Annotated in this window: 23 protein-coding genes and 1 pseudogene; 13 read left to right on the top strand and 11 right to left on the bottom strand. The window is 71.9% G+C overall.

Annotated elements, in window-relative coordinates; translation table 11 throughout:
* Window positions 1–1,106: FAD-dependent monooxygenase (locus PV721_RS27145; RefSeq protein ID WP_319728516.1), on the top strand; the 1,106-nt coding region annotated here is incomplete at its 5' end.
* Window positions 1,107–1,170: 64 nt separating this feature from the next.
* Entirely contained in the window at window positions 1,171–1,437 is a 267-nt protein-coding gene (locus PV721_RS27140) for a hypothetical protein (protein ID WP_319728515.1), read from the top strand.
* A 153-nt stretch (window positions 1,438–1,590) separates the two neighbouring features.
* Here PV721_RS27140 and PV721_RS27135 read toward each other — a convergent pair whose 3' ends face one another.
* Complete coding sequence (locus PV721_RS27135) at window positions 1,591–2,010, bottom strand: DUF2809 domain-containing protein (RefSeq protein WP_319728513.1); 420 nt, start codon at window positions 2,008–2,010, stop codon at window positions 1,591–1,593.
* A 512-nt stretch (window positions 2,011–2,522) separates the two neighbouring features.
* On the opposite strand from PV721_RS27135, the gene PV721_RS27130 reads away from it, so the two are divergent.
* A complete protein-coding gene (locus PV721_RS27130; protein ID WP_319728512.1) occupies window positions 2,523–2,855 on the top strand; it encodes a hypothetical protein in 333 nt (110 codons plus the stop codon).
* Window positions 2,856–2,887: 32 nt separating this feature from the next.
* Here PV721_RS27130 and PV721_RS27125 read toward each other — a convergent pair whose 3' ends face one another.
* A complete protein-coding gene (locus PV721_RS27125) occupies window positions 2,888–3,868 on the bottom strand; it encodes a helix-turn-helix transcriptional regulator (RefSeq protein WP_319728510.1) in 981 nt (326 codons plus the stop codon).
* A gap of 97 nt (window positions 3,869–3,965) precedes the next feature.
* On the opposite strand from PV721_RS27125, the gene PV721_RS27120 reads away from it, so the two are divergent.
* The 3 genes from PV721_RS27120 (at window position 3,966) to PV721_RS27110 (ending at window position 6,062) form a co-directional block, all read left to right on the top strand.
* Window positions 3,966–4,367 (top strand): RidA family protein, encoded by a 402-nt coding sequence (locus tag PV721_RS27120; RefSeq protein WP_319728509.1) that lies wholly within the window; start codon window positions 3,966–3,968, stop codon window positions 4,365–4,367.
* 248 nt (window positions 4,368–4,615) lie between these two features.
* Window positions 4,616–5,260 carry a hypothetical protein gene (locus tag PV721_RS27115; protein ID WP_319728508.1) on the top strand — a complete coding sequence of 215 codons (645 nt, stop codon included), beginning with the start codon at window positions 4,616–4,618 and terminating at the stop codon, window positions 5,258–5,260.
* Window positions 5,261–5,264: 4 nt separating this feature from the next.
* Window positions 5,265–6,062, top strand: coding sequence for an inositol monophosphatase family protein (locus PV721_RS27110; RefSeq protein WP_319728507.1), 798 nt, complete (start codon window positions 5,265–5,267; stop codon window positions 6,060–6,062).
* Between the two features lie 68 nt (window positions 6,063–6,130).
* On the opposite strand, the gene PV721_RS27105 is transcribed toward PV721_RS27110, so the two are convergent.
* Both PV721_RS27105 and PV721_RS27100 read right to left on the bottom strand, forming a co-directional pair.
* Window positions 6,131–7,231 (bottom strand): sensor histidine kinase, encoded by a 1,101-nt coding sequence (locus PV721_RS27105; protein ID WP_319728506.1) that lies wholly within the window; start codon window positions 7,229–7,231, stop codon window positions 6,131–6,133.
* Between the two features lie 197 nt (window positions 7,232–7,428).
* Window positions 7,429–7,905: an amino acid permease gene (locus tag PV721_RS27100; protein WP_319728504.1), complete on the bottom strand. Its 477-nt coding sequence runs from the start codon at window positions 7,903–7,905 to the stop codon at window positions 7,429–7,431.
* Between the two features lie 36 nt (window positions 7,906–7,941).
* On the opposite strand from PV721_RS27100, the gene PV721_RS27095 reads away from it, so the two are divergent.
* The 5 genes from PV721_RS27095 to PV721_RS27075 all read left to right on the top strand — a co-directional run bounded on the left by PV721_RS27095 (window position 7,942) and on the right by PV721_RS27075 (window position 12,458).
* Complete coding sequence (locus tag PV721_RS27095) at window positions 7,942–8,709, top strand: hypothetical protein (protein WP_319728502.1); 768 nt, start codon at window positions 7,942–7,944, stop codon at window positions 8,707–8,709.
* Window positions 8,710–8,869: 160 nt separating this feature from the next.
* Window positions 8,870–9,679, top strand: a complete 810-nt coding sequence (locus PV721_RS27090) for a polysaccharide deacetylase family protein (protein WP_319728501.1) — start codon at window positions 8,870–8,872, stop codon at window positions 9,677–9,679.
* A 189-nt stretch (window positions 9,680–9,868) separates the two neighbouring features.
* Window positions 9,869–11,074 (top strand): Mucin-2, encoded by a 1,206-nt coding sequence (locus tag PV721_RS27085; protein ID WP_319728500.1) that lies wholly within the window; start codon window positions 9,869–9,871, stop codon window positions 11,072–11,074.
* Window positions 11,026–11,262, top strand: coding sequence for a hypothetical protein (locus tag PV721_RS27080; protein ID WP_319728499.1), 237 nt, complete (start codon window positions 11,026–11,028; stop codon window positions 11,260–11,262). The genes PV721_RS27085 and PV721_RS27080 overlap by 49 nt, the downstream gene beginning before the upstream one ends.
* 194 nt (window positions 11,263–11,456) lie before the next feature.
* A complete protein-coding gene (locus PV721_RS27075; RefSeq protein ID WP_319728498.1) occupies window positions 11,457–12,458 on the top strand; it encodes a nucleotidyl transferase AbiEii/AbiGii toxin family protein in 1,002 nt (333 codons plus the stop codon).
* A 153-nt stretch (window positions 12,459–12,611) separates the two neighbouring features.
* Here the strand turns inward: PV721_RS27075 and PV721_RS27070 are convergent, their stop codons facing one another.
* From PV721_RS27070 to PV721_RS27060, 3 genes are all read right to left on the bottom strand, one after another.
* Window positions 12,612–13,403, bottom strand: a complete 792-nt coding sequence (locus tag PV721_RS27070; RefSeq protein ID WP_319728496.1) for a hypothetical protein — start codon at window positions 13,401–13,403, stop codon at window positions 12,612–12,614.
* 62 nt (window positions 13,404–13,465) lie between these two features.
* Window positions 13,466–14,494 (bottom strand): phosphotransferase, encoded by a 1,029-nt coding sequence (locus tag PV721_RS27065; RefSeq protein ID WP_319728495.1) that lies wholly within the window; start codon window positions 14,492–14,494, stop codon window positions 13,466–13,468.
* Between the two features lie 4 nt (window positions 14,495–14,498).
* Complete coding sequence (locus tag PV721_RS27060; RefSeq protein ID WP_319728494.1) at window positions 14,499–17,630, bottom strand: DUF4132 domain-containing protein; 3,132 nt, start codon at window positions 17,628–17,630, stop codon at window positions 14,499–14,501.
* A 462-nt stretch (window positions 17,631–18,092) separates the two neighbouring features.
* Between PV721_RS27060 and PV721_RS27055 the strand changes: the two genes are divergently transcribed.
* Together PV721_RS27055 and PV721_RS27050 are read left to right on the top strand one after the other, a co-directional pair.
* Window positions 18,093–18,332, top strand: coding sequence for a hypothetical protein (locus PV721_RS27055; RefSeq protein ID WP_319728493.1), 240 nt, complete (start codon window positions 18,093–18,095; stop codon window positions 18,330–18,332).
* A gap of 250 nt (window positions 18,333–18,582) precedes the next feature.
* Window positions 18,583–19,311, top strand: a complete 729-nt coding sequence (locus tag PV721_RS27050; RefSeq protein ID WP_319728492.1) for a DUF4232 domain-containing protein — start codon at window positions 18,583–18,585, stop codon at window positions 19,309–19,311.
* A gap of 39 nt (window positions 19,312–19,350) precedes the next feature.
* On the opposite strand, the gene PV721_RS27045 is transcribed toward PV721_RS27050, so the two are convergent.
* The 4 genes and pseudogenes from PV721_RS27045 to PV721_RS27035 form a co-directional block, all read right to left on the bottom strand.
* Window positions 19,351–20,160 (bottom strand): S41 family peptidase, encoded by an 810-nt coding sequence (locus PV721_RS27045; RefSeq protein ID WP_319728490.1) that lies wholly within the window; start codon window positions 20,158–20,160, stop codon window positions 19,351–19,353.
* Between the two features lie 83 nt (window positions 20,161–20,243).
* Window positions 20,244–20,297: pseudogene (locus tag PV721_RS44055) on the bottom strand (hypothetical protein); the annotation flags it as partial.
* A 79-nt stretch (window positions 20,298–20,376) separates the two neighbouring features.
* Window positions 20,377–20,682, bottom strand: a complete 306-nt coding sequence (locus PV721_RS27040) for a hypothetical protein (protein WP_319728489.1) — start codon at window positions 20,680–20,682, stop codon at window positions 20,377–20,379.
* A gap of 190 nt (window positions 20,683–20,872) precedes the next feature.
* A complete protein-coding gene (locus PV721_RS27035) occupies window positions 20,873–21,253 on the bottom strand; it encodes a CU044_2847 family protein (protein ID WP_319728487.1) in 381 nt (126 codons plus the stop codon).
* Window positions 21,254–21,417 lie beyond the last annotated feature (164 nt).

Here is a 21,417-nt window from a genome sequence, read left to right as displayed (position 1 = left end):
CCACCGGAGCCGGAATCGGCCTCGCCCCCAACGCCCTGCGCGCCCTGGACACCCTCGGCGTCGACGCGGCCCGCGCCGCCGGCAGCGCCGTACCCGAAACGATGGGCCTGCGCCGCTTCGACGGCCAGTGGCTCACCCGGACCGACACCGCGGACATGACCGCCCGCTACGGCATGCCCCCGATCGCCGTCCCCCGGCCGGCCTTCACCGCAGCCCTGGCCGCCGCTCTGCCCCCGCAGGCCCTTCGCTACGGCACCCCGGTCACCGCCGTCGAGGACGGCGCAGGCCGCCCCACCGTCCGTACCGCGGCCGGCCCCGACCTCACCGCCGATCTGGTCATCGCCGCCGACGGCATCAACAGCCCACTGCGGCGGGCCCACTTCCCCGCCCACCCCGGCCTGCACTACACCGGCGAGAGCGCCTGGCGGACCATCGTGGACGCTCCGGACCTGGGCATCGCGTCCATGAGCGAGACCTGGGGGCGCGGCCAGCGGTTCGGTGTGACCCCGCTCTCCGACGGCCGGCTCTACCTCTACGCCACCGCCCTCGTCCCGCCGGGCACCCGGCCGGCCGACCCGCGCACCGAGCTCCGCCACCGGTTCGCCTCATGGCACGACCCGATCCCCGCCCTGCTCGACCGCATCGAGCGCCTCGATGCCGCCGACGTGCTCTGCAACGACCTCTACGACCTGGCCGCCCCGCTCCCCCGCCTGCACCACGGCCGGATCGCCTGGCTCGGCGACGCGGCCCACGCCATGACCCCCAATCTCGGCCAGGGCGGCTGCCAGGCCATCGAAGACGCGGTCGTCCTCGCCCACCTGCTCCCCGCCGGAGACACCGCGGACGACCCGGACGGCCCGGACACCGCGGACCCCGTCCCGGCCGCCCTCGCCGCTTACACCACCGCCCGCCGCGACCGCACCAACGCCATCCGCGTCCGCGCCCGCCGCATCGGCCGCCTGGGCGTCCTCCGCAATCCCCTCGCCGCGGCCGCCCGCGACCTCGCGATCCGTGCCACGCCCACCCGTCTGGCCCTGCGCGGCATGGACGACCTCTTCAACGGCTTCCGCCTCCCCCGATCACGGCAACCGCCGCCAGCTCGGTGATCCTCTCGTCGCCTTCCGCCGCGCGGGCGCACATCAGTCGCGTCCGGCAGACGACACTGGACCCATGAGCGAGCACCGCTGCACCCTCGAAGACACCAGCACCGGCACCACCCCGGCCGCTGCCCGCACACCTCACTACCCGCACAGCCTCCGGTACGAGAGGCCGGCGGGGACCGCCCCGACCAGCCCCGAGGGCCACACCCTGCGCGCTCTCTCCGACCTCACGGTGGTGACCTGTGCCTGCGGCCTCATCACCCCGGCGCTCCCCAACGACGACGCACGGCTCGTCTACGAAGAACACCGCAACCTGATCCGCGACGAGACGGCCTGAGAAGCAGCCCACCGGCCACGGCCCACGAGACAGGACGGGAGACACCGAGGCTTCCCCCTTCCTCGACCCCCCATGCCCCGCGGCACGGGCGCCGGCGCCATGGCCGTGGGGGCGAGCCCGTGCCCGGGGGTGCTGTCGGCCGCGCTGCGAACGTCAACGTGACCTGAAGGACCCCACCGCGGTGTGGACCAGCCACCCGGCCGCCGCGCCGACCGCGTACCAGAAGAGATCGGGCGGGTTGAAGGTCGAACCGAGCACCAGGCGGGCGACGGTGCTGCGCTGGGAGAGTTCCGCCGGCACCGGGCTGAGCTGGAGGAACTCGACCGTGCAACTGACGGCCAGCGCACCTCCGGCGGCCCTCAGGGGCGTTGTCCGCGGCGCCACCACGACGACAAGGGCCAGCAGGAGGACGGTGTAGAGCGCGTCTCCGCCGTACTTGGCCACGCTCCCCGTCGTCACGGCCCGCAGCCCCAGCCCGACAGCGACGACCACCACGGCCGCTGCCGCTGCCACCAGGCGGGTCCGCGCCCGGTCGGCGGCGGCAGAGTCACGGGTTCCGGGTATGAAGGTCACGAGGTCATCCTGCCAGCCGCAGCCACAGGGTTCCCCCGACGGAGCAGCCCTCGGAGCGGCGTTCGGGAGGTGGGACGCCTCAGGACCCTGAGCACATGGCCGCCCCGATCTGAGTACGCGCACTCATCCGATCCCCCCGGCCGGCCCCCAGAATGGTGACGTCACGGCAGATCGACACCGGAAGTCCGCTCACGATCGTCGACGGGTGACGCGCACCGCGCAGGGGATCCGGCCCCTTCCCCCGGACTCCTGTCCGCCCGCGGCCGGTGTCGACACGCACAGCAATCCTGGAGACCCGTTCAAAAATGGCAACACCCCCTCACGCGTCCAGTCACGGCCCTGTGCCGGGCAACCCCTACAGTGCTCCCGGAGAGCACGGCCACGCCCCGGCCCCAGGGAACTACGCGCCCATGCCCAGCGGTTACGCCGCCCCTGGTTCCATGAGCCATGCCCCGCGCGCATGCCGCGCGTGCGGCGCCCCGTCGGCCGCTGACTTCAAGGTCCGGTCCCACGTGGGCATCCTCATCATGATGAAGTTCGAGCACCTGGACGGACCCTTCTGCCGGGCTTGCGGCATAGCCGTCGTCCGGCAGATGACCACGAGGGCCCTGTTCCTGGGCTGGTGGGGCCCGCTCTCCCTGGTGATCTTCAACCCGTTCACGCTCGTATGGAATCTGCTGGCCCACCTGAAATTCAGCAAGCTTCCCCCGTCGGCACCGGCCCCGGGACGCACCCATCTCGACACGGGCCCGCCGGTGCTCCGTCGGCCACTGGCCTACGTGGTCCTCATCCCCATCGCCTGGGCCGGCTGGATCATTTCGCAGGCCCTGACGCACTCCACGTGAGCGGCGACCCGGCGGCGTCCCGCAGGAGGCGACTACTCGCCGGGTGACGCTCCGTAGCAGGCGGCGATCGCGGCGGCCCGGTTCCGCAGGGAGGTGCGCAACCACTGCGGGGCCAGGGCTTCCGCGTTCGTGCCGAGCTGCCACATCGCCCATTCGGCGTGTCTCGCGTCCTGGAAGGTCACCTCCAGCCGCAGCCGGCCGTCAGTGTCGGCTTCCTCGGCGAGGACGGCCAGCGCGGTGCCCACCAGTTCCTCCCGCCGCGCGGGGTTCATCCGTACGAGCAAGGTGACTTGGTCGCCGCCGGTCCGGAAGCGTGTGCTCCGTTCCCTCCAGGCCCGGTCCAGATCGACCCGGTCCGGTCGCTGTGCCGGTTCGGCGAGCACCTCGGCGGCCAGGATGCGGGACAGCCGGTAGGTGCGGTCCGCGCCGGACCGCGTGGCGAGCAGGTAGCCGTGGCCGCGCACGGTGACCAGGCCGATCGGGTCCACCGTGCGCCACTGCGGGGGCTGGTCCACGGCCGCGTACCGGATGCGCAGCTTGTGTCCGGCGAACACCGCGCGCCGGACCTCGGCCACGATGGTGTCGGGCACCTCCTCGGCCACCAGCCGACGCGAGAGGAGGTCGGTCTCCGGGTCGATGAGCAGTCGCCGGGCCGCGCCGGCCGCGGTGGCCCGATAGCTCTCGGGCAGCGCGTCGACCACCTTGCGCATGGCCGAAGCGAGCGCCGAGCCCAGTCCGAACGCCTGGGCACCGCGCCGGGATCCGGCGACCAGCAGGGCGAGTGCCTCGTCGTGGTTCAGTCCGGTGAGCTCGGTCTGGAAACCGGGCAGCAACGCGAAACCGCCGTGCCGACCGCGTTCGGCGTAGACCGGAACGCCGGCTGCGGACAGCGCCTCGATGTCGCGCAGCACGGTGCGGGTGGACACCTCCAGCTCGCCGGCCAGCGCGGCCGCGGACATCCGACCGTGCTGCCGGAGCAGCAGCACCAGCGAGACCAGCCGATCGGCGCGCATACGAAAACTCTACGGGAATACATGACACTTGATGTCGTGATTCGTTGCGAGGCTTACGGGCGTGACAAAGATCGGTCGCACACGAGAGGTGATCCACATGGCACACGCCCTGGTCAATCCGGACGGGTTGCACGACCCGGTCCCGTACGGCTACAGCCACACCGCCGTCGTCCCGGCAGGTGCGGAACTGGTGCTCGTCGCAGGTCAGTACGGATCGGGCCCGGACGGCGCGGTCGTCTCGACCGACTTCGCCGAGCAGGTGAAGCGGACGTTCCACAACGTCGGTGTGGCTCTTGCCGCGCACGGGCTCGACCTCAGCCACGTCGTCCAGCTCAGGACGTACGTGGTGAACCATGACGTCAGCAAGCTCGGGCCCGTCGCCGGGGCCGTACAGGAGGGCTGGGGTACGAAGCCGCCCGCGCACACCCTCATCGGTGTCGCGAGTCTGGCTGCCCCTGACGTGCTGTTCGAGGTCGAGGCCCTCGCCGCCCGGCACTGATGCGGCCCCGCCGCCCGCGTCCGGGCCGGTCAACCCGGCGCGGGTGGCGGGGCGACGGGGCGCTCCGGTGAGGACCGCCTCGTGGGCGCGCGCAGAGGTCGTCGGACAGCCGGGCGCCGGGCTGGGTTCACCGCGATCACGGTTTGCGGCGGTTCGTAAGAGCCGGTGCCCAGCGAGCAGCCCCGTCTCGCTGGTGTGCGGCTCCGCCAACCCCTTCGTTGACGTGCTGAAACCCCTATGATCATGACATGTTGACCGCCCGTTCGGCGCACGACGACCTGACCGGAGGCCACGGCGTGACGAGCACGATCGCCCGGCCCGGCGCCTCCCGGGCCGCGCGCCTGATCACCGATGGGCTCGATCCCAAGACCTGGATCATCGCCGACACCCTCCTCATCGGCTGGCACACCAGTCGTCTGGCCGGGATCGGATGGGGCCTCATCGGCTGCCTGTTCGCCGCCGTCGTTCCGCTGGCCTTCATCAAGTACGGCATCCGTCGCGGCCGTTGGGCCGACCGGCACGTGGGTCAGCGCCAGCAGCGGATCGTGGTGATGGCCTTCATCATCGCCTCGGTCGCCACCGGAACCCTGTTGCTGTGGGCCTTCAGCGCACCCCGGGCGATGACTGCGCTGACCGCGGCCATGCTGGTCACCCTGGCCGCTCTCCTCGCCGTGACCCCTGCGTGGAAGATCAGCGTGCACGCGGCCGTGTCCTCCGGAAGCATCGCCATGCTCGCCGTGATCCATGGGCCCTGGACGCTCCTTGCCTATGCCGTGGTCGCCGTCGTCAGCTGGTCGCGGGTGGAGCTGAAGGACCACACCGTTGCGCAAGTCGTTGCCGGCGCCGCAGTAGGCGGGGCCGTGGCATCCGGTACCTTCGCGCTGGTTCAATAGGCTCGTGATCAACTCATACTCGAGTCTCGATGACGCCGGCGTTGCGATAGCTGCCGCCCGTGCCGGTGCGGACGTGGTGCGCCGCATGTACGGGGAGCCGCTCTCCCGCATCGACAAGGGCGCGGGCGACTTCGCCACCGCCGCCGATGTGGAGGCCGAGAAGGCGATCCTCGGCGTCATCCGCGCCGCTCGGCCCGATGATGCGGTGCTGGGCGAGGAAGGCGGCCAGCAGGGTGCGGCCGCCGCCGTGCGCGAGTGGTTGGTGGATCCCTTGTGCGGCACGCTGAACTACGCCGTCGGCAACATGCTGGTGGCCGTCAACGTGGCATTGCGCAACGGGGCTTCGGCGGTGGCCGACCCGTTCAGCGGCGAGGTCTTCTTCACCGACAGTGAGACCGCCTGGGTGCGGCACGCGGGGGTCGATGCCCGACTGGCGCCCACGGCCGCCACACGGCTCGTCGACGTCAACCTGGATCCGCCGTTCCCCAGTGCGCCCGGCTTCCGGGCCGTGGACTTGTTGGCCGACTCCGGGTTCGTCGGGCGGTTCCGGCCGCGGGTCGTGTCCACGACGTTGGCGTTGGCCTGGGTCGCGGCCGGCAAACGCGCCGCGTACGTCACCGATGGCGGCGACCTGTCCGGGAGTGTGCACTTCGCCGCTGGCATCGCGGTGTGCCGGGCCGCCGGCTGCGTGGTCACCGGGATCGACGGCGGCCCGATCGGTCGGGCGGGCCGCGGGCTCGTGGTGGCTGCCGACGCCGGGACCCACGGTCTGCTGATGTCGATGATCTCCGGCCGGCGCTAGGTCGTCTGTCGGCCTAGTGCTGTGACCGGACGTCCCCGTGACCGGGGGCCGGGAGACCGGCCGCACGGTCACTCGTGGCGGGTGCCGGAAGGACGAGTCGCACCTCGAATCCACCGAGGGCGCGGGGGCCGGCGGTGACCGTCCCCGCCGTAGATCTTCGCGCGCTCCCTCATCCCCATCAGGCCGTGACCAGACGTCATGGCCGGGTCCGGCGGGAACGTGCCGTTCCCCTCGTCGACGACGCGCACCTCGATCGTCCGGCTCCCGTAGCGGATGGTGACGTCCGCCCTGGTCGGCCCCGCGTGCTTGAGGACATTGGTCAGTTCCTCTTGGATCACCCGGTAGACACACAGCGCCATGCCCTGCGGCAACGGGGTGGGGGAACCGACGACTTCCATGGTGGCCCGGACCCCTGCTCCCCGCACCCGCTCGAGCAGTGGGTCCAGAAGGTCCAGCCCGGGGGCCGGTGCGCAGGCGCCGCCGTCCTCCAGCGCGTCGCCGCCGTCGTCCGGGTCCACGCTGCCTTCCGGTAGCCCTTCCTGGCCGACGCGGAGCAGTACGAGCATGCGGCGCATCTCCTCGAGCGCTTCCCTGCTGGCGCCGGCAATGGTGTCCAGGGCCTGCCGGCTCAGCTCGGGGTTCGTGGGGAACACGTACGAAGCCACTCCCGCCTGGAGCGAGATCACGGACATGTGGTGCGCGACCACATCGTGCAGTTCGCGCGCGATGCGCACCCGCTCCTCCGTGAGTGCCCGGCGGGCGTTCTCCTTCTGCTGTCTGCGCAGTTGGAAGGTCAGTTCGGCGAACTGCCGGTTGCGCTCGGCAAGTCTTCCCGAGCCGCGCCCGACGACGAACACCACTGCCGGGAACAGGACGGCCTGGGCGAAGACGGTCGGCATGGAGCTGTTGGCGGCGTTGCTCAGCCCCGCGTACACCCACGTGCCGGCCACGACGACCGCGCACCCGACGGAAGTACGGAGGCCACGGGTCGCCGCGACCGTGTACAGGCCCAGGAGCGGGGGCATCGAATTGATCACCGGCCAGTACCCGCAGGCGATGAACAGGATCCACAGCGCACTGCTGGTGGCGAACACCCCGACGGGTGCGATACGTCGGGCCAGCAGGACCAGACCCACCAGTACGGTCAGGACCGCCCCGAGCCCGTCCATGGACCGCCATCCGACCGGCGGCTACTCCTGCCCCAGTAAGAGCCCGGCGCCGGCGTAGCCCAGCGCGAGCAGCGAGTCGACGGCCAGGAACCGGTACCTCCCCGTGAGTTGGTTGAGGAACCCGAATCCGGCATGCATCGCCGCAGCATACGGGGCATGACACGGCGAAGGGAGCTCGTTCGGGTGCTGCCGCTGCTTCACGGTCGGCCGGACTGACGAGCGTGCGCGTGAGGGAGCCCGTCAGGTGGCGCTCGGCTGTCCCAGGGCCTCTTCTCTGCCCGAAGAGCGTCACGAGCACCACGCGGAAGATCGACACGACCGCTCCCGATGAAGGAGAAGAAGACGCCGGACGCGGCGAGGGCCACGCCGGCCACGCCGTGCGGGGCGAAGTCGCTGAACCTGCCGCTGTCGAAGGCCGTCAGGGCGACGGCGACGAACAGCACCAGGACGCCCATCTTGACGCAGACCATCACCGCGTTGACGATCGCCGACTCGCGCGTGCCGCGGACCAGCAGCAGCGAGCACAGCAGTACCACCGCCGGCGCCGGCAGGTTCACCACGCCGCCCGCTCCCGGCGGCTGCCTGATCACGTCGGGGAGTGTGAACCCGAAGAGGGCGTCGGTGACCTCGTTCAGGTACCGGCCCCACCTCACGGCGACGGCGGCCACGGCCACGCCGTACTCCAGGATCAGGCACCCTAGCCTGTGGTCGTGATCGAAGACGCGGACTTCCGGGTGGGCGACGTGCTGTCGGTGGCCTGCCGGTTCACAGAGGCGAGGGTGACGAGGCTGGGGTGGGACAGCCTCGTTCTGGAGTGGCCGTGGTGGCGGCGGGATCCGGACAGCGAGTTCTTCCACTGGAACGGCCAGGTGGCGCTGGGGGTCGACGCCGATGCCCGTGTGTGGCACGAGACCACGCTCTTCCGCACCGAACCGCCGCTGGACGTGCTGGAGCCGGACGACGTGTGCCGGGTCGGTGTGCCGCCGACCGTGGTGCACGTGACCACCGTCGATCGTTTCGATCCCCCGCTGGAGACGGGCTGGCTGCCCCGCCCGCGTGTGGCCGTCACGGTGCTGCCCCGGGGGATCTCCTGCCGGGACGTCCCGGCGGACAGCCTCGTCAACGCCACCGGCTACGAACTGCACCCGGAGGATGACATTCCGTTCACCGTCGAGCTGCTGTTCCGGCCGTACGCCTTCCTGCACCCGGGCGACGAGGTCGGCGATGCCTCGGGGCGGGCATGGCGCTTCGACGGCCCCTGGCACTGGCACGCCTTCGACGGCGGGACGGCGACCGCCGGACCCCGGTGGCCGGTGACACTGCTCACACGGAACGGGACGCCGTGCGCCGCGGAAGCCGCCGCGGCGGTCGCCGCCGCCACGGCGGCGGGCTCCCACCGGGAGACCCTCGCGCACTGGACCCGGCTCACGGACGCCGCCCCCACGCCGTACGGCACGGCCGTCCCGCGACTCCGGTAGGCCGTCCGCCGTCGACCGCGGACGTGCGCCCGGGCCGGCCGTGTCCGCGGTCCGGGCCGTCGAATGGGCCGATCGGATGAGGGAGTAGCCCCGGCGCATGACCTAGCCTGGATCGGCAACGCGAGATCCGGGGGGCCGAGCGCAAAGGAAGAGCGCGTCCATGGGCATCACCACCAGTCCCGCACGTCGTCGGCGGGCGGGATCCGCCGCGGCGGCGGCCGTCCTCGGCCTCCTGGCGGCAGCCGGCACCCCGGCCTTCGCCGCCCCGGACGACTCCGCGGGCCGGTCCCCGGTCACGACCCCTGCCGGCCATTCGGCGTCCGCCGGAGGCCCGGGGTCCGCCCACGGCGCCGCCGGGGTCCCGCTGGGTATCTCCAGGCTGGCGCAGGGCGCGGGCCGTGACGTCGCGATCACCATCGACGACGGCCCGGACCCCCGCTGGACGCCCCAGGTCCTCAAGGTGCTGCGCGAGAACCACGTCAAGGCCACCTTCTGCATGATCGGGACGAAGGTGCAGAAGTACCCGGACCTGGCGCGCTCCGTCGCCGCCGACGGGCACCGGCTGTGCAACCACTCCGTCGACCACGACGTGACGATGGACCACAAGCCCGTCGCCTACCAGCAGCAGCAGATACTCGACGCCAAGGCCATGATCGAGAAGGCCGTGCCGGGTGTCCCCGTCGGCTACTACCGCGCGCCGGGCGGAGCGTTCACCCCCGACAGCCGGGCGATAGCCGCGGCCAGCGGGATGCGGCCCCTGGGCTGGAGCGTGGACCCCAAGGACTGGAGCCGGCCGGGCCTGCCGGCCATCATCTCCGCCGTCGAGGACAAGCTCCCCCAGCAGCCGACCGTCCTCTTCCACGACGGGGGCGGCGACCGCAGCGAGACCGTTGCGGCGCTCAAGGAGTACCTGCCCTGGCTCACCGCACACGGCTACACCTTCTCCTTCCCGGCCCGCACCACCCCGTAGGCCCCGTGCGATACCGGGCGCCCGCGCCGGCGGCGTCGTGCGGGCGCCCGGTGATCATGTGCCGCGGCGGCTCGGGGCGTGGCAGGATGACGGCACGTTGACCGGGAAGGCCGGCGTCGCCCGGGCGTCCGAAGGGGCTGCGGCGTCCGAAGGGGCTGCGCGCAGAGCGACGGGCCGGAGAGCTGAGACGTGGTCGCCTTCTACTCTTCCGCACTGGACGGAGTCGCCGCCAACCCGGCCCTTCCCACACCGCTGCTGCTGCGGCTGATCGCCTTCGACGGCGGGGTCGGTCCGCCCTTCCAGGCCCTGCACCGGCCGGGGCTGCCCGAGTCGGCCGTGGCGGCCGTCCTCACCCACCCCCTCCTGGACCCGCGCGTCGAGCTCGCGACGAGCGGACAGGCGGCTCCCGAGCAGCGGGCCCGGCTCGCGGACGACGCCTCGCCCCTGGTCCGGGCCGCCGCCGCGAGCGGGCCCGGATCGACCCACGATCCCCGGACGAAGGTCCGTCCGCTGCCGGACGCCGTGTGCGTCCGTCTCCTCGAAGACCCCGAACCGTCCGTACGGAAGGCACTGTTGCACTCGCGCCACGTGGCGCCGTCCTTCCTCGCCTCCTTGGTCCGCCATCACGATCCGGCCGCACGGCGGGCCGCCCTGCGCGTCTGGGACGAACTGGCGACGGACGAGCGTGCCGCGCTGCTCGACGACCCCGACCCTCAGGTTCGGCGGTCGGCGGCGCTGTGCGCGTGTCCTCGCGACGCACGGGTCACGGCAGCGTTGCTCCGCGACCCCGTCGCCGCCCTGCCCGAAGTGCTGCGCCGTGGGCTTCTCGACCGCACGGACGCCGAGCGGTTCCTCGCCGAGGGCGTTCACCTGGTCGGACTCGCCGGCAATCCGTCGCTGCCGGCCGACCTCGTGGACCGTCTCGCCGTCGACCCCGACGACGGGGTACGGCTCGCCGTCTCCCTCCGGCCCGAACTGACCGAAGCCCGCCGCTCCGCGATCGACTTCCCGGTGGACCCGTACGACGGGGGTGACGTGGACTGGGTGGCGGCCGGCATCGCCGATCACGACGTGCTGCACCGGGCCGCGACCTCCGCACATCCCCTGCTGCGCCGCGCCGCGGCCCTTAGCCCCCATCTGCCACCCGAGCTCCTGCGGCTGCTGGCCGACGACGCGGACGTCGTCGTGCGCACCCACCTGGCCGTCCATCACCCCGACACCCCGGAGGAGGTCCTGATGAGCGTGTACGCCCGACTCGGCGGGACGTTCTCCGCCTGGATGGCGACCGGCCATCCCCGCTTCCCCGCGAGGGACTCGCCGCCCGCTTCGCGGACCATCCGGAAGGGATGTACCGGCTGCTGGCAGTCCGCGACCCCGCCGCGGGCCCCGATCTGATCGAGCGGCTCAGCCACGATCCGCACGTCTGGACGCGCCAGGAGGCGACCCGCGATCCGCGCCTGCCTCTCCCCCGGCTCATCGAGGCCCTCGCCGTACCCGAACTGGCCCACAGCGCGGGTGCCAACCCGGCCCTTCCCCCGCATGAGATGGCCGTGGTCATGGACGAGGCCGGTGTGCCCGCCTGACGACCGGCGCCCGCCTCCAACCCCACCGTCCCACGTCGCTGTCAGTGGGGGTCGGTACGGTGGGCGACCGGTGGGCGGACGAGCACGTGCGGGGCGGTAGTGAACGATTTTTCGGGGGAGTGCGGGGGCCGTCCCACGGCGATGCGCAAGGCGATGCGCACGGCGAACGCCGGTGACGAGACGACGGCCGGCCGGTGATCCGCTCCGTGGACGGCGAGCGAGGGCGCATCGCGCACCGGGCTGTGCTCGATCACCTCATCGGCCTCGTCGGCGGCTCGCCGTTGGGCGACGCCCTGGTGCTGCGCGGGAGCATGGTGCTGCCGGCATGGGTGGGGGCCGACGCGAGGGAGCCGGCGGACCTCGACTGGATCGTTCCCCGGCCCCTGCTGGTCCCGATCGATCCCGGGCACCCGTATCCGTACGTGGAGGCGGTGGAGGTCGTACAGCAGTGGCCGGAGGCGGCCGACGGCGCCGAACGGTACGAGATCTGGAAGTTCGAGGAGTTCGACACCAGGGGTCTTCGGCCCGTGGTACCGCCCGAAGGGCTGCACTGGATCGTCGAAGCCGAGCCGGAGTGCTGCCCGCCGCACGAAGCCCTGCTCGACCTGGTGCGTGAACGGCCGGTGGCCGCGCCGGGCGTTTTCCTCGACGCGGACGCCGCCCGGGACGACGGCATTTGGACCTACTCGGAGTACGACACCCCGGGCATACGCGTGAGCATCCCCTGGCAGGCGGAGGGCCTGCCGCCGGGCGAGGTGCGGCTGGACTTCGCCCGCGACGAGCGGCTCCCGCAACCGTCCGTCCTGACGGCGGTACCCCGTGGTGACGGCACCGGGCCGACCGTCGTGCGCACCGCGAGCCGTGAACTGTCGCTCGCCTGGAAGCTTTTGTGGCTGCACGCCGATTGCGCCACGGAGGGCGGGGCGCAGGCCAAGGACCTCTACGACGCCGTGCTTCTCGCGGAGGCCGAGGCCACGAGGCTGTCTCCACGGCTGCTGTGCACGGTGTTCCGGAACGAGCCGGGCAACACGGCTGCCGCGGACGCCCTGCGCCCGGAGGCGGTGGCACTGTGGTCGGTGGACTGGGAGGCCTTCCGCGCGAACCACCCTCAGGTACGGGGTACGGCGCGAGAGTGGCTGGAGCGCCTGAGCCGGGCGCTGGAACCGGTGTGGGGGCGCTGGGCAAGCCCCTGCTGAACACCGGCCGAACAGCACACATGCCGGCCATCACACGAGCAGGTCCGACGCGTACCCGCCGGCGGTTCCTGACGGGCAAGGCGTCCATCACGCAGGACGCCGCCGTGGCCGCGATCAGCACACAGTGCCGAGCAGCGCGCCCCTGGCGCCGGATCAGAGGGCTTCGGGCAGCCGTACGGCCTCTATCTCCGCATCGTTGAGCAGGGCCTCGACGAGCGGCGCGGGGCCCACCACTTTGGTGGCCCACAGGTCGTAGTCCGTGCAGAGGACCCAGGACCGGTCGTGGGCCCAGAAGTTGGACGGGCTCCACCCGTCTTCCTCGGGGTGGTCGTACAGCACCTTGGCGTCCGCGAGCCGGCCGGCCCGGACGTGCAGGGTGTCGAAGTCCTCGGCCCATTGCCCCAACGGGGTGTAGTAGGCCAGGCAGCGGGTGTCCGGCCCCTGCAGGCTGTGTCCGGTGAGGATCTCGACGAGCCGGTTCCAGTCGGCTCGGTTCAGGCTGCCCTCGGACGGTGCCGCGATGCCGACCGGCCAGCCGCCCGACTCCCTGAGCGAAGGGAAGCAGCTGTAGGGGCCGGGCCACTGCTCCTCAGGCGTCACGGGATCACCGGTCCGCCGTGAGAGCTCCGCCCAGCGCAGCCGGCGCCACCGCGGTCCGGGGTGCTCGCCCGCCGTGCCGGTGAGCACCTCCGCTGGGTCGAGGCCCGGGATGATCTCGGGCCCGCCGCCCATCAGCACGGCCCGTTCGTACGCGACGTACGACATGTCGGTCGGCCCGACCTCGTGCTGGTGCATGGAGTGGAGGACCCAGGCCGCGTCGGGCAGCGCCGGCGGCATGAACCCGGTGAGCCCGTCATCGTCCGTCAGTTCATGCAGCCAGTCGGTTTCCTCGGAGGCGGCCAGCGGCCACCGGGCGGCCGCCACGGCGGCGGGTGTTTCGTGCATCCGCTCAGGATCTCACCCGCCGCCGGTGCCTCGCCCATCCGCGCAGCAGTCCCGGGCATCCTTCAGGGCCGCTCTGCCGGGACCGGCTGAAGGGTGGGCCAGCGGGCGAGCATGTGCCGGCGCATGGCGGTGCTGACGCGGCTCAAGCCGCCCAGGGAGGTGTGGTCGGCCGTCATCCGGCCCACGACTCCGAGCCGGTGAACGAGCCGTTGCCGGGCGGTCGCGGTGCCCCACGTCCAGTCTTGGTGGGGAATCCGGGCCAGGTGGTCCGTGCCCTCGCGGTGTGCCCGCTGGACCAGCGCGTCGCCGCGGATCAGCCAGCCCGCGCACGCGTCGGCGAGCCCACCGCGGACTTCCGAGCCGGTCACGGTGCGCCACTGCTCGCGGTACGCGTCCTCCGCCCGTTCCAGCAGCGGCTCGGACGCCGAAGTGACGCACCAGCAGGTCGGAAAGCCGATGCGCAGGTAGGCGAGCTCCATCAGGCCGCTGCCCAACGAGGCTTGCTCGAAGTCGATGAATCTGATCCCCGTGGCCGTGTGGAGATCATTCCCGGGGCAGGGGTCTCCATGGAGGAGCGCGTGCCCGGGTGCCTGGTCGAGCCGGGCGACGAGGTCATCGAGTTCCCCGGACACGGCGGACGTGACAGGAACCTCCAGGGCGTCGGCCAGCCGCAGGAAGGACTCGATGTCGGCCTGGTTCGGGCCCTGCCACCGGGGAAGTGCTCCCACGTCGTCCGGGCCGGCCATGGCGTGCAGCCGCGCCAGCGCGGCTGCGTAGTCGACGATCCAGTCGCGGGCCGGGCGTTGGTGTTCCAGATGCTCCAGCACCAGGACCCGCTCACCGGGATCAGTGGCCAGCAGCGCCGGCACCACGGGCACTGCGGCCCGGGCGGCGAGCCGCAGGGCGGCCACCTCACGTGCGTACCGCTCGTCGGCGTCAGGGCCGCCGACGAGCTGCTTCACCACCGCTGTCGACGCCGGCAACTCGATTCGCCAGACGCGCGAGCGAGGGCTGCTGCTCAGCCTGAGAGAGCCCTTGGGCACTCCCAGCTGAGCACGCAACCCGTCCCCGAACGGCAGTCGTGTCCCCATGACCTCATCCTCCCGCGCGCACGAACCGGCGCAATGTTGCCTGCCACGTCTCGCACCACAACACGCCCTGCACGACCCCGAGCGCCTGCGACCTGCAGGAGTCGTCCGCGATCTGCGGCAGCGCCTCCTCGATGCCGGGCATCAGGTCCCGCGCGAATTCGGACCCCGGGGCGAAGGCGAGGTACCGGCTCTTGCGGGTGGCAGGTTCCACGGTGAACACCTGCGCATGGCGGTGCCGTGTGGCCGCGTCCGTCGACTCCAGCAATTGCCGTGCCTGGTCGACGGTCACCTCCCGCAGTGCGCACGCCTTCGTCCCGTCGCCGTCGCCGTCGTGCTCATGGGCGAGGCAGTGGGCGCGCAGGGTGTCGGCCAGCAGCTCGGCCGGTTCGACGGCCAGTGCCTCCCGCACGTACGCGTCGAAGTGCTTCGCCGCCCCGGCGACGAGGAACGGCTCGACATGGAGCAGCAGGTCCTGGAGGGCGAACAGGGTGCCGGCGCCGCCCTCCCGCACGCGCCGAGCACGTTCGTCGAGGACCCCGGTCATGAGCTCCCGCAGCGGTCCCAGCGCGGCCACCCGCTTCGTCACCTTCGGGAACGGCGTCAGGCAGTGCCGTGTGACGGTGTAGCCGAGGATCCCCCGTACGGAGCCGGTCAGTTCGGTTCGGATCGGGTCCCGGAACGCGGGGTCGGCCAGTACGGACTCGACACCGTCGGTCCCCCGGCGCTGTATCCACTGCAGGGCGAAGACGCGCCGATCGCCCGCCGGGTCGCCGAGTGGCAAGCCCACCCGCTTCATCAGAGCGAGCAGGTCGAGATCGAGACCCACGCCCCAGAAGTCACCCCCGAGCGATCTGCTCTGCAACCCGAGCAGGGGCTCACGGGTCTCACCCGCCGCGCGCATCCGCGCCGCGATCGCCGCCACCACCGGCTCCAGGCCGGCCACGGGCCGGCGTAGTCCCGCGTAGCGCCGGAGGAACAGGGTCAGCCAGGCGTTCGCGGCCTTTGCCGACTCGGCGGAGACGGGCTCCGTCCCTCCGGTGAGCCGCTCCAGCACGCCGAGGCGCGCCATCAGGGTGAACCACGCCTCGGCGGCCGCGGTCTTCGCGACGGCCGAGGAGCCGCGGGGTTCCGGCAGGTGGGTCCTCAGGTGTGCGGCCGTGTCGGGGTGTTCCGCCAGGTCCCGCTCCAGGGGCGCCGCCCATGCTTCCCACACCGACGCGACCGCCGTCTCCAGGGCGCCGCCGCGCAGCAGGAGGTGGAAGATCTCGGTGTTGGTGTCGTCGGCGGCCAACGGGCCGCCGTTTCCCTCCGCCAGCTCCACCGCGAAGGATGCGGGGATGTCCCGCTGCCGGTGGTAGGTGACCCCGTCCCGGACGAAGGACCTGGGGATCGCGCTCTCCCTGCGGCACGAGTCGAGGACGAGCCGGCGGTAGCCCTCGTACGCCTCGCCCGCCGACGAGCGGGCGGCCAGGTCGTCCCGGTACTGCCTGAGCTGCTTCCCGTCGACGACGCCGAGCGCGCGGAACTCCGAGACGAGCTCCCGCAGAGCGTCCTCGTCGATGCCGCCCAGCCGCTGTTGCGCGGCCCGTGCCTCGGCGTAGAGCGGCTTGGCCATCGCCACGCTGCCCGCCGCGGCCACGATCCGCGCGCCCTCGTCCAGGGCGAACGGCAGGAGCTCGGGGTGCGGTGCGGTCAGATTCTTCAGACTCGTCTGGAGCTGGGTCGCGGCCCGGCCCGGCTTCGTTTCAGCCGTCTTGGCGCACGTGCGCAAGGGCGCGAGCAGCCCCATCGCCTGCCGTGCCAGCTCCGGGTGCACCCGGCAGACCCGGGACAGGAAGTCCAGGGGGCGTACCGGCGTCCTCCCGACCGGCGCGGCCCCGTCCACGTCCGGCTCCAGGCCAAGCGCCCGCGCCACCGCGTCCTGGGCCTCGACGACGCGCGCCACGACCAGCCGTACGAAATGCCCGCCGCCTTCCAGCAGCGGCGATCCGTAGCGGCGTGCGGTCAGCAGCTCCTCGCCCGGACCCGCGGGCCCACCCGCCAGCACCGCACCCGCGTGGAGGAGCTGACGCGCGTCGGCAGGCTGCCGCGCCTCGGGCGATCCGGCCTCCGGTGCGCCCGCCGCGGCGTATTCCGCGCAGGCGACGAGGAAGGACTGGTACCCGGAGACCCCGTCGGCCGGCCTGGTCCCGGAGAAGCGCCCCGCATCGGCCTCCCGCTCGTCGTAGAGGTTCACCATCGCTCTGATCCCCTCGGACCAGACGGTGCGGGGCACCACGTCGTAGGCCCCCGTCCCCTGCCTCCCCCGGACGTCGGTGAACCAGAAGTCGTGCAGGCTCACCGGCGCCACGGGGCCCTGGTACCGAAGGTCGGCCACCATGCCGTACGCACGTCCCTGGTGCCCGAAGGTGAAACCGGCACGCTCCCCGCCGATACGTCCGCCGAACCGTGCCACCATGCCCTCGAAGCGCCCACCCGACTCGTACGAGGCGCCGTAGAAGACCGTGATGGCCTCCCGTGTGCTCTGCGCTCCCGGCGCCGGCGCGGGCGAGCAGTCCGGCCGTACGTACACCTCGCGGTGCAGTTGCTCGATGCGCTGTTCTCCGCCCAGCGGATCCAGCAGCTTCCGCCAGCGCTCGAGCAGCCCTGTGCCGCGCGGGTCGAGGAGCACCGGATGCGGAATCACGACCACGGCGTCCTCCAGCTCGCGTTCCCCGTCGAGCCCCGTCACCACCAGCGCCCCGCCGCCCGGGCCCGGCGCGATGCCCGTGAGCACCCCGGCGCGCCCCACGTCCGGCTCGCCCGCCGCCCCTTCGTACGGCGCGATGACCGCGTACCGCAGAGCGCGCTGCCAGTACGGGTCGGCCCACACCTGCCGTATCAACACGGCGGGCACCGGCAGCGATTGGGTCATCCACCGCTCGACGCTCGTCTGCGCCTGGGCGGCGTGGTCGCCGATCCATTCCGCCAGGGCGGTCAACTCCCGCACCAGCGGCTCCGCCTTGAGCGCAGCCGGCACCTTCTTCAGCTCCCGCCCGGCAGCGGTACGGCAGCGGAGCACGGGCTTCGGCTCGGCCCAGGGATCGAGTGTCAGCTCGTACTCCCCGGCCGCCCTCCATGCAGTGGTCGGACTCATCCTGTGTACCCCCGTGGTGCATCGGCGCCCGCCACTTTCCCCGAGCAGGCCCTCACAACCTACTGGCACCCACTGACATCACTCCCCCGGACCGGGGATGCCGACGGAGGGGGCCGGCGCACGGGCCGTCGGGGTGTGCGCCATGGACATGGCCACCTGTCGCCCGCCCGCTCGCCGCGCAACCCGAGATGCCGAGATGCCAAGTGACGGGTCGGCGATTAGTATCATCCGTAGGTAACTGTGGCAACTGCGGGAAACACACCTTTTGCCTGCAGTGTGCGCCAGCGCGCGCGGCGTGCGTGTGCGCACCAGCCCAGAAAGTCCGTGGCCCGACGAGGCCGCGTTGACGGGGAATATGCACTCATCACATCACACGTGTATGACCACAGAACAGCGCGTGCATCTCTTGTGTGAGGAGGAAGAGAAATCTTCGTGCCACAGCAACAAGAAGGGTTCTGAACCATGCAAGCACTGAGAGTGAAGCGGCTCTTCGCGGTTTCCGCCATCGGCGTTCTGCTGGCCGGCGGCGCCGCCCTCGGAGCCGCCGGAACGGCCTCGGCGGCAACCCCGACCCACTCCGCCACCTATGTGACCGGCGGCGGCTGGGACCACGACCGGGGCCACCACGGCTGGTACGACGACGACGACGATGACGACTACCGAGGCGGAAAGTACGGCCACGGCCACGGCCACGGCTGCTGACGAACGAGGAAACGCTGTGCGGCTCCGACGAGGGCTGCACAGCGTCACGTTCCCATGCATGCGGCCATGACCCGGAAGTTTCCGGGACCCGGAATTTCCGGACGGGCCACGGCCATTTGGACGGAATGGTGACCTTCACGTCCTGAGTCCGTAACGGCCGCGCGGGAAGGGGATTTCAGCGATTCCGCCGGGCAGAACCGAATGGTCGACCACACCATTCGAACCATGTGAAGGCACACGGGGGGCCATCATGCGCACTGCCCGCACCAGCTGGAAAACCTACGCTCTTGGGGCTGCGGCCGTGGCCGCGCTCCTCTCCTCCACTGCCTGTGACTCCGGCGGCACGGACGGCGGCAAGAACCCCGGCGTCTCCGGCGCCCCCCGTACGACCGGTGCCCCCAGCGCCTCCGCCACCCCGAGCCCGGCCGGCACCACCGCGCCCGGCGGCAGGGGCTCGACGGGCCCTTCGCAGAGTGCGGGTGGCGGCTCGGCCAAGCCCGGCGGCGGCGACACAACGCTCGCAGCCTGCAACGACAACGACCTCTCGATCGTCACGTCGGGGTGGCGGCAGGACTCGGGCCAGCGCCTCCTCATCACGGCCACCAACTTCACCGACAAGGCCTGCATCCTCTACCACTACCCGTACGTCCGCTTCGGCACCGACATCGGGGCTCCGGTGAGTCCCATGGAGTCCAAGCCGCGGGCCGTCGCCACGATCGGGCCGAAGGAGAAGGCGTACGCGGGCGTGTTCGTCTTCCGAGCGGGCCAGCAGACGAGGACCGTCACGTCGTTCTCCCTCGGCTACCAGGACCGCGCCCCCGACAGCAACAGGGACGTCGCACCGCTGGACATCAGGTTGTCGGACGAGGTCGGCTCCCTCACGGTCGGACCCGACCCCCGGGTCACCTACTGGAACACCGATCTCCGCGCCGTCGAGGACTTCCTGTTCAGGTCGGGCAATCGCCAGGCCGATCGCTGATGCGATGGGGGACTGACGTTGCGGACAGCTCCTGGCTCTTCAGCGGGCGGCGGCCGCGTCGAAGGCCGAGTCACGGTTCTGCTCGAACTCCTCGTCGGTGAAGACCGGCGTCCGGAGGTGCGGGGGGATCCCGGTGATGTCGAAGGTCGTCCCCGTGCGCGTCAGGTACTCCTCGTTCGGGAGCCGGATCCTGATGCCGTTCGGGAGCGAGCGGACCATGGTGTCCGAGAAGACTCCCTGCGTGGGCTCTCCGACGCGGATGGTCCGGCCGGGCCGGTCGATGAGGGCCTGGGCGAAGGTTTCCCCCGCGCTGAACCTCGTGCCGGCCGTGTGTACGGCGATGGGACCGGTGTAGCGGGGTGCGTCCCGGGCCGGCTCCACCCTGACGGCCTGCGGAGGGGTGGAGCGGGTGCGCTTGCGGTAGGCGACGTACGGGGTGTCGGTCAGGCGCCCGGCGAGGTGCACGCCCAGGGCGTCTTCGCCGCCGCCGTTGACCCGCAGGTCGATGATCAGACCTCGGAGGGCCGCGGTGCGCCCGGGGGTGAGGACCGCGTCGAGCGCCCGGTCCAGTTCGGCGAGCTGGGCGGCGTACCCGGGGTCCTGCTCGTCGCAGTCGGCGAATCCGGAGATGCGCAGGTAGCCCTGCCCGTCGGGCAGGTCGGCGTAGGAGATGCAGCCGTTGCCGAACTCCTGCGGCTTCGTGCCGCCGAGGTCCCGCCGGATGATGTGGTCCTTGGCCTTCGCGTCCAGCAGCTCGGGGTTGTCGCTCGTTCCCGGCCGGGTCCGGACGAAAGGACGGCGGCCTTGCTCGACGACGGCGACGTGCGCGTCGTACAGCGGCCCCACCATGTCGGCGAAGAGGTTGAAGAGCTCATCCTCGTGGTGTCCGCGTGGACCTTGGGGCGGTGGGTGTCCCGGACGCCGTGCCAGTCGATGCCCTTGTCCGCGAAGAAGGGGTAGTTCTCCTCGAAGGTGCTCCAGGACACGTCGAAGGCCGTCAGCGGGTCGTCGGGCAGCTGCCGGTCGGAGCTCTCCGGCAGGGCCGCGAGCCGCCGCAGTCGGCGGTCACCCGTGGAGCCGGCCACGTGCAGCAGTCCCTGCGAGCGGACGGTGAGTAAGGTGCCGTCCTCGACGCGGTAGGTGCCCGGGCCGTCCGTACGCCTCGTAGCCGGGTACACAGCCCATCGCCGTGGTCTGGTACTCCCGCAGGCGCCCGTCCGCGATCGACAGGACCGCGCCGTAGCCGTCGACCGAACCCGTCGGGCCGGTCGGGCGTCCCGCCGCGGCGGCCGGCGCGGCCGTCCCGGCGGCCAGGGCCGACGCCAGCACGACCGTCACGGCCTGGGCTCCCTTGAGGGACTTGTGTCCCATTCGGATTCCTCGTCCCGTCCTCAGTCTGCCGGGTCTGCTCGGCCCGGCTCAGAAAACGATCATGACCGGGGCCGTGCTCGGAGGGCATCCGGCGAACCGGCGACCCCAGCCGGGGGTTAACCCCCGCATCGAGACGTGGTCACAACGGCTCGGGCTCGAAGGTCCCTGAGCTCGCCGGGTCTCGCCGGGGTCATCCGCTCGCGTTGTCCGGGGCCACCGTGCCTTCCGCCGCTCGGGGGCGCCAGGTGAGCGTGACCGAGATCGCGGCCTTCGCCTCGCCGTCCGCCAGCAGGGCGACGGCCTTGCCCGGCTTCACCGCCAGCTCGATCCCGAAGGTGGCGCTGACCTCGTCGGGGCGGGCGGCGCGCGCGGACTCGAGTACGGCGGACCCGATGCCGCTGACCAGTTCGTTCAACTGGTCCACGCGAGCGGTGAGATGGTCGAGCGCGCCCACGTCCTCGTAGGCGAACTCGTCCGATCCGCGGGGCACGTCCTCGGGGCGCATCACGCTCACGCGGGCCAGTACGGTCTCCCCGCCCGGCAGTTCGATCTGCTGGATCTGACGTTCCATCGGCTCTCCCCCTGCCACGGACAACTGACCTTTACCAGCGTCTCGTTGATCTCGCCGAGGGCCATTGTGCACGTGGTGTCCGGCTCCTGGAGGGAGATCACCCGACTCGGCCGCCTGCCACACCGCGGGCCGCCGCCGACCGGATCGGGCATCCGCCGTGCCGA

Source organism: Streptomyces sp. MB09-01 (assembly GCF_033794505.1).
GTDB lineage: Bacteria > Actinomycetota > Actinomycetes > Streptomycetales > Streptomycetaceae > Streptomyces.
Note: the sequence above shows the minus strand (reverse complement) of the source record. Positions and strands in the feature narration are given on the sequence as shown.

Coding starts and splice junctions, on each gene's coding strand:
- PV721_RS27140 (WP_319728515.1), top strand. CDS start 1,171: ATGAGCGAGCACCGCTGCACCCTCGAAGACACCAGCACCGGCACCACC.
- PV721_RS27125 (WP_319728510.1), bottom strand. CDS start 3,868: ATGCGCGCCGATCGGCTGGTCTCGCTGGTGCTGCTGCTCCGGCAGCAC.
- PV721_RS27120 (WP_319728509.1), top strand. CDS start 3,966: ATGGCACACGCCCTGGTCAATCCGGACGGGTTGCACGACCCGGTCCCG.
- PV721_RS27115 (WP_319728508.1), top strand. CDS start 4,616: ATGTTGACCGCCCGTTCGGCGCACGACGACCTGACCGGAGGCCACGGC.
- PV721_RS27105 (WP_319728506.1), bottom strand. CDS start 7,231: ATGGACGGGCTCGGGGCGGTCCTGACCGTACTGGTGGGTCTGGTCCTG.
- PV721_RS27090 (WP_319728501.1), top strand. CDS start 8,870: ATGGGCATCACCACCAGTCCCGCACGTCGTCGGCGGGCGGGATCCGCC.
- PV721_RS27080 (WP_319728499.1), top strand. CDS start 11,026: ATGTACCGGCTGCTGGCAGTCCGCGACCCCGCCGCGGGCCCCGATCTG.
- PV721_RS27070 (WP_319728496.1), bottom strand. CDS start 13,403: ATGCACGAAACACCCGCCGCCGTGGCGGCCGCCCGGTGGCCGCTGGCC.
- PV721_RS27065 (WP_319728495.1), bottom strand. CDS start 14,494: ATGGGGACACGACTGCCGTTCGGGGACGGGTTGCGTGCTCAGCTGGGA.
- PV721_RS27060 (WP_319728494.1), bottom strand. CDS start 17,630: ATGAGTCCGACCACTGCATGGAGGGCGGCCGGGGAGTACGAGCTGACA.
- PV721_RS27055 (WP_319728493.1), top strand. CDS start 18,093: ATGCAAGCACTGAGAGTGAAGCGGCTCTTCGCGGTTTCCGCCATCGGC.
- PV721_RS27050 (WP_319728492.1), top strand. CDS start 18,583: ATGCGCACTGCCCGCACCAGCTGGAAAACCTACGCTCTTGGGGCTGCG.
- PV721_RS27045 (WP_319728490.1), bottom strand. CDS start 20,160: ATGGTGGGGCCGCTGTACGACGCGCACGTCGCCGTCGTCGAGCAAGGC.
- PV721_RS27040 (WP_319728489.1), bottom strand. CDS start 20,682: ATGGGACACAAGTCCCTCAAGGGAGCCCAGGCCGTGACGGTCGTGCTG.
- PV721_RS27035 (WP_319728487.1), bottom strand. CDS start 21,253: ATGGAACGTCAGATCCAGCAGATCGAACTGCCGGGCGGGGAGACCGTA.